This window comes from Streptomyces sp. NPDC059874 (assembly GCF_042731135.1).
Classification (GTDB): domain Bacteria; phylum Actinomycetota; class Actinomycetes; order Streptomycetales; family Streptomycetaceae; genus Streptomyces.
On the sequence record NZ_JBHWJY010000034.1, the window covers coordinates 1 to 12,644 of the forward strand.

10 protein-coding genes are annotated in these 12,644 nt (G+C 70.7%); 3 read left to right on the forward strand and 7 right to left on the reverse strand.

Going from position 1 to position 12,644, the window contains the following annotated elements; translation table 11 throughout:
* Positions 1-570, reverse strand: a 570-nt coding sequence (locus ACFV9H_RS20420; protein WP_385400052.1) for a helix-turn-helix domain-containing protein, incomplete at its 3' end; no start/stop codon positions are given.
* A 223-nt stretch (positions 571-793) separates the two neighbouring features.
* On the opposite strand from ACFV9H_RS20420, the gene ACFV9H_RS20425 reads away from it, so the two are divergent.
* Both ACFV9H_RS20425 and ACFV9H_RS20430 read left to right on the forward strand, forming a co-directional pair.
* Positions 794-1,219 (forward strand): ATP-binding protein, encoded by a 426-nt coding sequence (locus tag ACFV9H_RS20425; protein WP_385400055.1) that lies wholly within the window; start codon positions 794-796, stop codon positions 1,217-1,219.
* A gap of 41 nt (positions 1,220-1,260) precedes the next feature.
* Positions 1,261-1,680 carry a PPOX class F420-dependent oxidoreductase gene (locus ACFV9H_RS20430; protein WP_385400058.1) on the forward strand — a complete coding sequence of 140 codons (420 nt, stop codon included), beginning with the start codon at positions 1,261-1,263 and terminating at the stop codon, positions 1,678-1,680.
* Between the two features lie 78 nt (positions 1,681-1,758).
* Here ACFV9H_RS20430 and ACFV9H_RS20435 read toward each other — a convergent pair whose 3' ends face one another.
* The 4 genes from ACFV9H_RS20435 to ACFV9H_RS20450 form a co-directional block, all read right to left on the reverse strand.
* The gene (locus ACFV9H_RS20435; RefSeq protein WP_385400061.1) at positions 1,759-4,530 is read right to left on the reverse strand and encodes a PKD domain-containing protein; all 2,772 of its coding nucleotides are present in this window, start codon (positions 4,528-4,530) and stop codon (positions 1,759-1,761) included.
* Positions 4,531-4,760: 230 nt separating this feature from the next.
* Positions 4,761-7,529 carry a PKD domain-containing protein gene (locus ACFV9H_RS20440; RefSeq protein ID WP_385400064.1) on the reverse strand — a complete coding sequence of 923 codons (2,769 nt, stop codon included), beginning with the start codon at positions 7,527-7,529 and terminating at the stop codon, positions 4,761-4,763.
* 178 nt (positions 7,530-7,707) lie between these two features.
* Positions 7,708-8,472 (reverse strand): hypothetical protein, encoded by a 765-nt coding sequence (locus tag ACFV9H_RS20445; RefSeq protein WP_385400067.1) that lies wholly within the window; start codon positions 8,470-8,472, stop codon positions 7,708-7,710.
* A 43-nt stretch (positions 8,473-8,515) separates the two neighbouring features.
* Positions 8,516-9,454 carry a GNAT family N-acetyltransferase gene (locus ACFV9H_RS20450; protein ID WP_385400069.1) on the reverse strand — a complete coding sequence of 313 codons (939 nt, stop codon included), beginning with the start codon at positions 9,452-9,454 and terminating at the stop codon, positions 8,516-8,518.
* A gap of 306 nt (positions 9,455-9,760) precedes the next feature.
* Here ACFV9H_RS20450 and ACFV9H_RS20455 point away from each other — a divergent pair, with 306 nt between their 5' ends.
* A complete protein-coding gene (locus ACFV9H_RS20455; RefSeq protein ID WP_385400071.1) occupies positions 9,761-10,147 on the forward strand; it encodes a hypothetical protein in 387 nt (128 codons plus the stop codon).
* 69 nt (positions 10,148-10,216) lie between these two features.
* On the opposite strand, the gene ACFV9H_RS20460 is transcribed toward ACFV9H_RS20455, so the two are convergent.
* Both ACFV9H_RS20460 and ACFV9H_RS20465 read right to left on the reverse strand, forming a co-directional pair.
* Positions 10,217-11,650, reverse strand: coding sequence for a dihydrolipoamide acetyltransferase family protein (locus tag ACFV9H_RS20460; protein WP_385400073.1), 1,434 nt, complete (start codon positions 11,648-11,650; stop codon positions 10,217-10,219).
* Between the two features lie 12 nt (positions 11,651-11,662).
* Positions 11,663-12,643, reverse strand: coding sequence for an alpha-ketoacid dehydrogenase subunit beta (locus ACFV9H_RS20465; protein ID WP_385400076.1), 981 nt, complete (start codon positions 12,641-12,643; stop codon positions 11,663-11,665).
* Between the last annotated feature and the right edge of the window lies 1 nt (position 12,644).

Genomic DNA, 12,644 nt, shown 5'->3' on the forward strand with positions numbered 1-12,644 from the left:
CATCACGTCCGGGCCACCGATCTGCTGGCGAAGCGCAGCCTCCCAGAGCACCGCATGAAACTCCAACGGCCTGTCACCCCATAGCCGTCCTTGCCACTTGATCCGCGTCGCCACCATGACCTCGATCTCGTCAGGATGCGTCCAGTCTGACGTGACACCCAACGCTCGGACATAGTCCGCGGTCTGGAGCAATCCGGGGATGAGGGCCAGGTGCCAGGTTCGAATGCGGGTGGCCACATCTTCCATTGCGACGTACTCGGCCAGGCCGCGCATGGTCGGCACCTGCTGCCACCAGCCCTTGGCCTTACGCCGCTCGCGGTCCAGTTTGGCCAGGGACAGCAGGCTGCGAACCTTCGCCTCGTCGGTCACGCCGTACAGCTTGCAGAGGGCGACGATGTCCGGATCCCGGAACGGGACCCAGCCGCGCTCCATCTTGGCGATCTTGGCCGCCGTCGCGCTCAGCACCTGCGCCGCTTGCGGCTGCGTCAAGCCCGCTTCGTCGCGCAGCCGCAGCAGTTCACCGCCCAGCCGACGCGCCAGCACCGTGGATACCCGGTTGTCCGTGGGCACTTGGTCCACCTCCTTGTACCGGAGGCAGTCTTCCGCGCCCTGCCCGGAGGGCACAACTACTCCCTGGGGATAGATTTCCCCGGAAGAGCTTGCACCCCCAGCGAGCGGAGCCCTACCGTCGGTGACGAACTGCTCACCGCACAGCGTCAGTTGGCGGAAGTGCACCGCGCTGCCCACAAGGCGGCGCCGGCATGCCACCGCCCGCACAGGAGGTGCTCGGGACATGGACCAGCTCACCCGGTACGACGTACGGAACTACCCGCCCCGGCAGGACTCGGTGCCCACGGCCCGGCGCCGCGCCGCATGGCTCGCCGTGGTGTGGGGGCACCCGCAGCTCGCGGCCGATGCGGCCCTGCTGACCAGCGAGTTGACCACCAACGCCCTCATTCACGGCTCGGTGTGGGACCGGTACCTCCGGGTCGAGGTCGAGCTCCGCGGAGCAGTGCTCCGCATCGCGGTCACCGATCCGAAGGGAGAGCGGCAGCCCGAGCCGCGAGCAGCCGCACACGACGACCAGTACGGGCGCGGCCTGCACATCGTCAGCGCGCTCTCGGAGCGGTGGGGGGCGGCCGAGCGGGTCGTCGGGAAGACCGTCTGGGCGGAACTGGCCATCGACGGCACGGCGGCGCCCCTCCTCGACTTCGTGTAGTCGGAGAGCCGAATCCGACACCGCCAACTAGCCTGAGCCGCATGACTGTTGAGCTGACCGAAACCGTGCGGCAACTGCTGGACGCGCCGCATCCCGCCGTCCTGTCCACCCTCAACCCCGACGGCAGCCCGCAGAGTTCCGTGGTCTGGGTGAGTCGGGACGGGCACGACATCCTGATCTCCACCGAGCAGGGCCGCCGCAAGGAGCGGAACATCGTCCGGGACGGACGGGTCGGTGTGACCGTCTTCGACCTGGCCAACCCCTACCTGTACGCCGAGATCCGCGGCACCGCCACCGTCACCGAGGACACCGGCCGGGCGGTCGCGGTCCGCATCGCCGAGGAGTACCTGGGCCCGGGCGGCGGCAAGGAGTACGCGGAGGGCGCCGACGCGGCCGTCCGCGTCGTCGTGCGCATCACCCCGACCAAGGTCCTCGGCAACGCCGCCAAGGCCGACGGCTGAGACCCGGGCAGGCAAAAGCCGGGAGCCCCGGCCTCCGCTCTGCGCGGGGGCCGGGGCTCCGTGGTGTGCGTCGGGTGATCAGCCCTGGGTGAAGTACCCCAGCAGGTCGGTGATCACGTGCGTCGAGCCGCCCCACGGGCCGTTGTAGACGCTGATCCTGCCGTCCCCGACCGGGGTCGTCACGTGGTTCGGAACCGTGATCCCCGGGAGGGTGTTCAGGCTGCTGGCATTCGGACGGGCCGCGCCGAAACCGTACGCCGTCAGGTAGCCCGCGCCGGCGGACTCGGTCGCCGTCAGGTTCACCACCGCGCCCACCGCACCGGCCGGCACACCGGCCGCCGTCGTGGTGCCGCCCTGGGCGAGCTTGCCCGTGTCCCGGGTGTCGGCGAGACGCTTCGGAACGACCGGCGTGAAGAGCGCCTTGCCGTCCTTGCCGTAGTAACCCACCGCGTCGACGACCAGGTGCGTGGAGCCCCAGTGGTTGTAGAGGGTGATGGTGCCGTTCGGGCCGACCGGGACGATGACCTGGTTGGCCTTCGCCTTGCCGGGCTCCGGGTTCAGGTTCGAGGCCACGGGCCGCTTCGCCGGGTCCGGGTAGGCCGACACGAACGAGTTGGCCGTCGCGTCCGTGCTGGTCAGGTTGAGCGCGACCGCCGAGGCGTCCGCCGGGATGCCGGCCACGCCCGCGACCTTGACCGTACGGGTCTGACCGCCGCCCAGCGCGCCGCCCGCCTCACGGGTGTCGGCGAGCCGGCTCGGGTTGATCGGGCTGAACTTCTGCCCGATGTTCGGCTGGTAGTAGCCGACGAAGTCGACGATCAGATCGGCCTGGCCCGCGTTGAGCGTGAACCACGACTGTCCGAGCGCGCTGACGGGGACGGTCACCGTGTTGGAGACCGTGCCGCCCGCGCGGACGTTGAGGTTCGAGGTCGTCGGACGCTCCTGCGCGTACGGAGTCACCGCGAGGAAGGCGTCCTGAGTGACGTTGGTGACGGTCACGTTGAGGACCACCGAGGCCATGCCGCCCGACATGACGTGCCCCGGCACGTTGAGGCCGACCGGTAGGACCGTCGAGGTGGGCACGCCGCCGCGCAGCGAGCCACCGGTGTTCCGGGTGTCCAGCAGGCGGAACGGCTCCGTCGCCACAAAACCGGAGGCGGCGTAGTCGACCTTCACGGCCTTGGTGACCTTGGACGCGGCGCCCTTGGTGTCCTTGAGGGAGACCGTCACCTTGTACTCGCCCGGCTTGTCGTACGCGTGCCGGACGCTGCGCAGGTCGGTGCCGTAGTCGAGGGCGCTGCCGTCACCGAAGTCCACGGTCGCGCTCTCCAGCGGCCACGGAGCCGCCGAGGAGCCGAGGTCGACGGCGACGGTCAGCGGCGAGATGCGCTCGATCGGGTTGTCCGAGGTCGGCAGGACCGGCGCGGAGGTGAAGTTCGCGGTCAGCGGACCGGCCGGGGTCACCTTGGTCGGCTTCTCGGTGAAGACCCGCTTGCCGGCGCCGTTGACGGCCGCGACCTTGACCACGTAGTCGCCCGGCTTGCCGTACACGTGCTTGGCGAGACCGTGCGCCCCGCCGCCCTGCTTGGTGACCACCGGGGCCGACCCGTCACCGAAGTCGACCTCGTAGGTCATCGCGGTCGGCCAGTCGCTGTCCGAGACGGCCTGGACCTCCACCTCGGTCCCCACCGGCGCGTGAACCGGGTTGACGATCACCCAGACCTGGCTCAGGCGGTCATGGGTCTCATAGGCGCCGCGGTCGATGAAGCCGCCGTCCTTGCCGGTGTTGGGAACGTTCGGATCGTCCGACGTCAGGTTCCCCTCGAAGTCGCTCGGCAGTACGCCCGGCGCCGTCGGGTCACCGGAGTCGACGGTCGGGGAGCCCGCCTCCGGGCCGACGCCTTCGGACGTCGGAGTGATGATGTCGTGGGCGCCCTGACCGGTGGCCGCGGACAGGGCGGCCTGATCCTTGTAGACGGTGCCGGCCCAGTTGTAGGCCACCACGTCCGGAAGAGTGGGGGCGAGGGCGATCAGGTTGTAGTCGGCACGAGTGCCCGCCTTCGCGCCCGCCGAGACCGCGATGCCGTGGCGCGGATCGGTCGGCGACGTACAGCGGGTGGAGCCGCCCCTGGTGAGGACCACGTTGTTGAACACGGCCGAACCGGTCGACCCTCCGTTGACCGAGATGGTCGACCCGCACCAGCCCTGGAGCGTGTTGTTGGTGACGACGGTGCCGGGCGCGTCCACCGCGCCGACCCCCGGCCCGGAGAGGCCCGCGATCACGCTGCGGCTGACGACGGTGCGCTGTGCGCCGCCCTCGATCCGGACGCCGCCCAGGTTGCCCCGGGTGACACGTACGTCCGTGCTTCCCTCACCGACCTGTACCGCGGGAAGGTAACCCCTCGAGGCACGGAACCGATCGAGCTCGATGTCGTTGGAGCGCGTGACCTGGACGCCGGCCCGGGCGAACACACCGCGCATCACCACGTGCGAGGCGCCGCTGACGGACAGCGGCTTGGTCAGACCCACCTGGAAATAGCCGTCGGGGTCGGCCATGAAGGTGATCGGCTTGCCCGGTTCCCCGGAGCGGTCGACGGTGACGGTCTCGCCGTAGTCCCAGCCCGCCATGATCCGCACCGTCTGGCCCGGCTGTACGACCTTGGCCGCCGCCGAGATCGTGCAGTAGGGGACGGCCTGCGTACCGGCCCCGGAGTCGGAGCAGTTGGAGCCGTCTTGGTTGTTCACGTAGAGGTTGGTCGGAGTCTCGGCGGCGGCCGCGGCGCCGGCCGGCACACCGAGAAGAGTGACGAGACCTGCGGTGAGCAGGACCGTCGTGCGAGTGGGACGCACCAGGAGGGTTTCCTTCACGAAGAGGCGATGTACGCCATCACGAGCGCGGCGCCGCACGACTGGTAGACGTCTTGTTCCCCCAGCGACAGTCGGGCGCACGCAAACCCACGATGTCTCCGATCATCATCCAATGGCCGAAAGCCGCTGTCACCCCCATTCGCCCCTGAGAAACAGGAGCCCCGGCTCCCGCGGGGTGCGGGGGCCGGGGCTCCGTGGTGCGCGCCGGGTGATCAGCCCTGGGTGAAGTAGCCCAGCAGGTCGGTGATCACGTGCGTCGAGCCGCCCCAGGGGCCGTTGAAGACGCTGATCCTGCCGTCTCCGACGGGGGTCGTCACGTGGTTCGGGACGGTCAGACCCGGCAGCGTGTTCAGGCTGCTCGCGTCCGGCCGGGCCGACCCGAAGCCGTACGCCGTCAGGTAGCCCGCCCCCTCGGACTCGGTGGCGGTCAGGTTCACCACGGCACCGACCGCGCCGGCGGGGACACCGGCCACCGTCGTGGTGGCACCGGCGGCGACCTTGCCGGTCAGCCGGGTGTCACCGAGACGCTTCGGCACGACCGGCGTGAAGAGGGCCTTGCCGTCCTTGCCGTAGTAGCCGACCGCGTCCACGATCAGGTGCGCGGAACCCCAGTGGTTGTAGAGGGTGATCGTGCCGTTCGGGCCGACCGGGACGATGACCTGGTTCGACTTGGCCCTGCCCGGCTCCGGGTTCAGGTTCGACACCTCGGGCCGCTTGGCCGGGTCCGGGTAGGCGACCACGAACGAGTTCGACGTCGCGTCCGTGCTCGTCAGGTTCACGGCGACGGCCTTGGCGTCCGCCGGGATCCCCGCCACGCCCGCGACCTTGACCGTACGCGTCGTACCACCGGCCACCGCGCCGCCGGCGTTACGGGTGTCCACGACCCGGTTCGGGACGATGGGGCTGAACTTCTGCCCGATGTTCGGCTGGTAGTAGCCGACGAAGTCCACGATCAGGTCGGCTTGGCCGGCGTTGAGCGTGAACCACGCCTGCCCGAGCGCGCTGACGGGGACGGTGACCGTGTTCGACACCGTGCCGCCCGCGCGGACGTTGAGGTTCGAGGTCGACGGACGCTCCTGGGCGTACGGAGCCACGCTGACGAAGGCGTCCTGGGTGGCATTGGTGACCGTCACGTTGAGGACCACCGAGGCCATCGAGCCGGACATGACGTGATTCGGCACGTTGAGACCGACCGGCAGGACCGCCGAGGTGGGCACACCGCCACGCAGCGCGCCGCCGCTGCTCCGGCTGTCCAGCAGACGGAACGGCTCCGTCGCCACGTACCCGGACGCCGCGTAGTCGACCTTCACCGTCCTGGTGACCTTGGACTCGGCACCCTTGATGTCCTTGAGGGACACCGTCACCTGGTACTCGCCCGGCGTGCCGTAGGCGTACCGGAAGTTGCCCAGCTGGTTGCCGAGGGCGGGGCGGCTGCCGTCACCGAAGTCCACGGTCACGTTCTCGACCGGCCACGGCGCCGCCGAGGCGGCCGTGTCGACGGCGATGGTCAGCGGCGAGATCCGCTCGATCGGGTTGTCCGAGCTCGGCAGGACCGGCGCGGACGTGAAGTTCGCGGTCAGCGGGCCCGCCGGGGTCACCTTGGTCGGCTTCTGGGCGAAGACCTTCTTGCCGACGCCGTTGACGGCCGCCACCTTGACCACGTAGTCGCCCGGCTTGCCGTACACGTGCGTGGCACGCCCGTGCGGATCACCGCCCTGCCTGGTGACCACCGGGGCCGACCCGTCGCCGAAGTCGACCTCGTAGGTCATCGCGGTGGGCCAGTCGCTGTCCGAAACCGCCTGGACCTCCACCACGGTCCCGACCGGCGCGTGGTCCGGATTGACCACCATCCAGGTCTCGTCCAGGCCGTCCTGCTTCTCGTTGGCACCGCGGTCGATGAAGCCGCCGTCCTTGCCGGTGTTGGGCACGCGCGGGTCGTCCGCGATCGGGCGGCCCAGCCTGTCCGTGGGCAGGACGCCCGGCGCCGTCGGGTCGCCGGAGTCGATGGCCGGGGAGCCGTCCACCTCGTCGACGACGCCGGAGGCCGACGGGGGGAGGATGTCGTGCGCGCCCTGCCCGGTCGCGGCCTTGAGCGCCGCGGCGGTCTCGTAGGCGGCGCCGGCCCAGTTGTAGGCGCTCAGCTGGCTCTTGCCGCCGTCGATCAGCAGGTTGTAGTCGGCGCGCGTGCCCGCCGCGGCGCTCTGCGACACCGAGATGCCGGTGTGCTGCTTGCCTGACGGGCAGGGGGTGAAGTCGACCGGGTAGACCAGGTTGTTGAACAGCGCGGACCCGGTGGAGGCGCCACTGAGCGAAACAGCTGCCGAGCAGTCGATGTACAGGGTGTTGTTGGTGACCACGGTGCCCGGTGCGTCCGTCGCCGTGACCCCGTCCTCGTCGTAGTTGCGGATCCAGTTGCGGCTGAGGACGGTCCCCCGGGCGCCGCCTTCGATGCGGACGTCCGACACCATGCTCCGGGTGAGGCGCACGTCGGTGCTCGCGCCGCCGACCACGATGTCACCGTCCATGGAGGCGATCCGGTCGAGCTCGACGTCGGTGGAACCGGTGACCTTGAGGAGACCGGAGCCGTGCAGGTCGCGGAGCACCACGTGGGAGGCGCCGCTGACGGTCAGGGTCTTGTCCTTGCCCAGTGCCGCCTTGTTCCGCTCCCCGTCCCCGGGGAGGCGCTCGGTGACGAAAGTGATCGGCTTGCCGGGCTCACCGGAACGCTCGACGACGACGTTCTCGCCGTACGCCTTGCCCGGCCTGATCTGCACGGTCTGGCCGGGCCGCACGACCTTGGCCGCCGCCGAGACGGTGCAGTACGGGACGGCCTGCGTACCGGCCCCGGAGTCCGAGCAGTTGGAGCCGGCGAGGTTGTTCACGTAGAGGTTCGAGGGGGTCTCGGCGGCCATGGCGGCCGGAATGCCGAGGAGCGTGACGAGACCCGCGGTCAGCAGGACCGTCGTGCGAGTGGGACGCACCAGGAGGGTTCCTTCGGGAAGAGACGACGTGAAGTCACGAAGGATGATGCGGCGCCGCACGGCTGGTGGATGTTCTGTTCCCCCACCCCCAGCGACAGCCGGGCGCACGCTTTCCCCCGAAAACTACGATCATCATGCAATGGCCGAAAGCGAATGTCACCACTTCTGGGTGACATCACTACGGCAACTCCGGCCGTACCGCCGCCCATTCGTCCACCGCGCCCGCCAGCGGATCACCGTCCCCGAGGTGCGGACGTACGAGTTCCAGCCACGGGATCAGGAACTTTATGCGCCGCAGGTGCACGATCTCGGCGTGCGGGAGGTCCCGCCAGATCCGCCCCCGCGCCGCCGCCTCCCGCGGGGTCAGGTCGATCAGTGCCAGCAGCTCCCGGCACAGCGCCGCCGGGTCGCCGCCGCGCTCCGGGCCGAAGGTGCGGATCAGGTAGCCGCGTACGTACGCCACCTCGGGCGCCCTGACGAGGTCGCTCGTCCCCTCGGCCCGCGCGCAGCGGTACGTCGCGGCCAGCGCCACCCGTCCCCAGCGCAGCCGGGTCCCGTCCGGCAGCCCCTCGTCCTGCATGCGCGAGCCGGCCATGACGCGCAGGGTCCGCGGGGCGGGCTCGTCGGACAGCGGCGGGTCGGTGGCCAGCCAGGCCTCCAGGTCCGCCAGCGCGTGCCCGTCGGGCGGCACCGAGGTCAGCACCTGACCCCGGCTCAGCAGCGCGACCACGGCGCCCGTGAGGTGGACCTTCGCGGTGTGCCCGGCGTCGAAGGAGCCGACGGGCCGCCCGTACCGCTCTATGCGGCGCAGCCAGAGCCGCAGCTCCCCGACGGCGTAGACCTGCCCGGCCCGTGCGACCCCGCCGACGCAGCGGACGACGCACACGCCGCCCGTGACGTCGGCCTCCTCGACTGAGTACACCTGTAGTTCGGCGAATGGCACCCCGACCCCCTCCCGGCGGGAGGCTACCGGGAGCCGCGGCCCCTCAGGCCCCGGACGGCTCCTCCAGTACGAGGCGGATCTCGCTGACCTGGTAGCCGGCGCGGTCGAAGGCGGCGGCCATCGGGACGTTGACGGTGTCCGTGGTCGCGGTGATCCGCTCGGCGCCCTCGGACGCGTGGAAGCGGGTGATCTCGCCCAGGATCTCGTCGATCAGGCCCTGGCCGCGCTGCTCCGGTACGACGCCCAGGTAGCCGACGTTGCGGTGGTACGGGGTCGCCGAGGGGATCGCCATGCCGGCCAGGGTGCCGTCGGGCAGGTGGGCCAGGCGCCACCAGGAACGCTCGCCAGGGCAGTCCCGGTAGAACTCGATGTCCTCGCGGGCCAGTTGCTCGGCGTCCATCGACCGGAGCTCGGTCTGCGTGTGCAGATCGAGGCTGCCGGACGACAGCCGGACGAAGGCGTCCAGGAACTCCTCGTCGGTGCCCTCCCGGAAGACGAGCCGGCCGCCGGGCTCGGTGGTTCCGGCCTCCGGCGTCCATTCGTAGCGCAGTCGCTCGATCTCACGCGTCAGGCCGGCCTTGTCCGCGGCCTCCTGGCGCCAGGCGACCGCCGCGGCGAGCGCCGGGTCGGTCCGCCAGTCGCGGGGCAGCGAGATGTTGTAGATCGGCAGGTTTCCGAAGGCGGCGTGCCCGGCCGCGAGCAGCCCGGCGGCCACGGCGGCCGGATCGGCCACCGAGGAGCGCACCTGGAGGCAGTCGAGCGCGATGGGCCGCTCGCTGTCGGCGCGGCCCCACCACAGGGCGCGGGCGAGGACTTCCCCTTCCTCGTCCTCGGCGAACCAGATCCACTCGGCGCGGAACTGGTTCGCGTCGAGCTCCTCACGGATCTTCTCGGTGGTCATGGCGGCGACGGGGCCGTCGGCCGGGTAGGCCAGGGCGCGGTCGATGTCTGCGGGGTCTGCTGTGGCAGCGCGGAAGATCATCCGGCGATGGTCACACAGCGTGGTTCCGGCCGCCAAGGGATTCACGTCCCGCGGCCGCCGAAATGGTCGCGCCAACAGCCGGCGCGCGGGCGGTCCGGCGGAGGGTTTCCGTCCGGGGTCGCGGCGGGGCGCCCGCCTGCGAGGCGAGACCGCGTGCGTGACACGCGACCCGGTAATGGTTCAGGCCAATGTTTCCGCGGGAGTAGGTTGGTTCACCGTGACACACGTCAACCAGGGCGGCGGCTGGTTAATTTGACTTCGCGTCAGGGGGCGATCAGCGATCCCCGCGCTTCCTTGGGAGGTACCGTGATCAGCAAGATCTCGTCTCGCAAGCGCCATGCCTTCGGCAGTGCTCTCGCCGCCGTCGGCCTCGCCGCCACCGCGCTCGTGGTGACGGCTCCCGCCGCGAGCGCCGGAGGCACGGCCGCGCTCGGCTGCTACCAGAACTGGTCGATCAGCTCGGGCCAGGGCTATGCCAACGGCCAGTGGTGCGACGGCAACACCCGCGTCACGGGAACCGTCCACGACACCAACGCGGACGGCCGCTGTCCGTTCGTACGCGCCTACGTCTCGGGCGGCGGCTACCGCGACAGCGCCTGGGCCGGCCCCAAGGGCGACTCCTCGCCCGTGGACATCTACGCCCCGGCGGGGAAGACCTTCACCTCGGTGCAGATGAGCTACATCACCTGCTGATCGGGCACAGGTGGAACCACGCGTACTCTCCCCCCGCCGGCGGGGGGAGAGTACGCGCCGCTTTTCCGATCAGGACCAGGTGATCAGGCGGCGGGGGTGTTCCAGGACCGCCGCGATGTCGGCCAGGAAGCGGGAGCCCAGTTCGCCGTCGATGAGACGGTGGTCGAACGACAGGGCCAGGGTGGTGACCTGGCGCGGCTTCACCTTGCCCTTGTGGACCCACGGCTGGAGCTTGATCGCGCCGACCGCGAGGATCGCGGACTCGCCGGGGTTCAGGATGGGCGTGCCGGTGTCGACGCCGAAGACGCCGACGTTGGTGATGGTGATGGTGCCGTTCTGCATGTCGGCCGGGGAGGTCCTGCCGTCGCGGGCCGTGGCGACCAGCGAGGACAGAGACTCCGAGAGCTCGCCGAGGGTCTTGGCGTGGGCGTCCTTGATGTTCGGGACGATCAGCCCGCGGGGGGTGGCCGCCGCGATGCCCAGGTTGACGTAGTGCTTGAGCACGATCTCCTGGGCCGCCTCGTCCCAGGACGCGTTGACGTCCGGGTTGCGGCGGATGGCCACCAGGACGGCCTTGGCGATCAGGAGCAGCGGGTTGATGCGCAGCCCCGCCAGGTCCGGGTCGTCCTTGAGCTCCTGGACCAGCTTCATCGTGCGGGTCACGTCGAGAGTGATGAACTCGGTGACGTGCGGCGCGGTGAAGGCGGAGCCGACCATCGCCTGGGCGGTGACCTTGCGGACGCCCTTGACCGGGATACGGGTCTCCCGCGCCGAAGGCTCGACCGCGAGGGCCGGGGCCGCGGCGGCCTGTACGGCCTGGGCCGGGGCCTGCGCCGCCACCGGGGCCGGTGCGGCCTGCGGGGCGACGGCCGCGGCGGCCGCCGCGTGGACGTCCTCGCGGGTCACGACCCCGCCGTCCCCGGTGGGGACGACGGAGGCCAGGTCGATGCCGAGGTCCTTGGCCAGCTTCCGTACGGGCGGTTTGGCCAGCGGACGCTCACCGGCCGGCTGGGCCGGGACGGCGGGCAGCACCGGAGCGGCCGGAGCCGGAGCGGCGGCGGCCACCGGGGCGGCCGTGCCGTTCTGCGCGGCCACGGCGGGCGCCGGGGCCGCCTTGCGGGGGCGGCGCTTGGTGGAGGCCTCGGAGACCCCGTAGCCGACCAGGACGGGCTGGCGGGCGGCCGGGGCCGCCTCCTCGGCAGCCGCCGGGGCGGCGGCCGGGGCAGCGGCGGCCGCAGCCACCGGCTCCGACTCCGCGCCGCCCTCGGTCTGCACCGAGATGATGACCTGGCCGACGTCGACCGTGACGCCCTCCTCGAAGAGGAGCGCGTGCACGACACCGTCGAAGGGAATCGGCAGCTCGACGGCCGCCTTCGCCGTCTCGACCTCGCAGACGACCTGACCGTCGGTGACGGTGTCACCGGGCTGGACGTACCACTTGAGGATCTCGGCCTCGGTCAGGCCCTCACCCACGTCGGGCATCTTGAATTCACGGATGGTCATGAACGTGGCTCCTCAGTACGCCAGCGAGCGGTCGACGGCGTCGAGCACCCGGTCCAGGCCGGGCAGGTACTCGTCCTCCAGGCGGGCCGGCGGATACGGGGCGTGGAAACCACCCACACGCAGCACCGGCGCCTCCAGGTGGTAGAAGCACCGCTCCGTAATGCGAGCGGCGATCTCCGAGCCCACGCCCAGGAAGACCGGAGCCTCGTGGACGACCACCAGCCGGCGGGTCTTCTCCACCGACGCCTGGATCCCGTCGAAGTCGACCGGGGACATCGACCGCAGGTCGACGACCTCCACCGACTTGCCCTCCTCGGCGGCCGCCGCCGCCGCCTCCAGACACACCTTCACCATCGGACCATAGGCGGCCAGGGTCACGTCCGCGCCCTCACGCGCGACCCGGGCCTTGTGCAGCTCCCCGGGGATCGCGTCGGTGTCGACCTCGCCCTTGTCCCAGTAGCGGCGCTTCGGCTCGAAGAAGATCACCGGGTCGTCGCTGAGGATCGCCTGCTGGAGCATCCAGTACGCGTCCGACGCGTTCGACGGAGAGACCACCTTCAAGCCCGGGACGTGCGCGAAGAGCGCCTCCGGGGACTCGCTGTGGTGCTCGACCGCACCGATGCCACCCGCGTACGGGATACGCACCACGACCGGCATCTTGATCTTGCCGAGCGCACGCGCGTGCATCTTCGCGAGCTGCGTGACGATCTGGTCGTACGCCGGGAAGACGAACCCGTCGAACTGGATCTCCACCACCGGCCGGTACCCGCGCAACGCCAGACCGATCGCCGTGCCGACGATGCCCGACTCGGCGAGCGGGGTGTCGATGACCCGCTCCTCGCCGAAGTCCTTCTGCAGACCGTCGGTGATCCGGAAGACACCGCCCAGCTTGCCGACGTCCTCACCCATGATCAGGACCTTCGGGTCCGTCTCCAACGCCTTGCGCAGCGACTCGTTGAGCGCCTTCGCGATCGACATCTTCTCGATGGCCATG

Excerpts from the sequence above, each read along its gene's own strand:
- ACFV9H_RS20430 (WP_385400058.1), top strand. The coding sequence starts at position 1,261 with ATGACTGTTGAGCTGACCGAAACCGTGCGGCAACTGCTGGACGCGCCG.
- ACFV9H_RS20450 (WP_385400069.1), bottom strand. The coding sequence starts at position 9,454 with ATGATCTTCCGCGCTGCCACAGCAGACCCCGCAGACATCGACCGCGCC.
- ACFV9H_RS20425 (WP_385400055.1), top strand. The coding sequence starts at position 794 with ATGGACCAGCTCACCCGGTACGACGTACGGAACTACCCGCCCCGGCAG.
- ACFV9H_RS20460 (WP_385400073.1), bottom strand. The coding sequence starts at position 11,650 with ATGACCATCCGTGAATTCAAGATGCCCGACGTGGGTGAGGGCCTGACC.
- ACFV9H_RS20465 (WP_385400076.1), bottom strand. The coding sequence starts at position 12,643 with ATGGCCATCGAGAAGATGTCGATCGCGAAGGCGCTCAACGAGTCGCTG.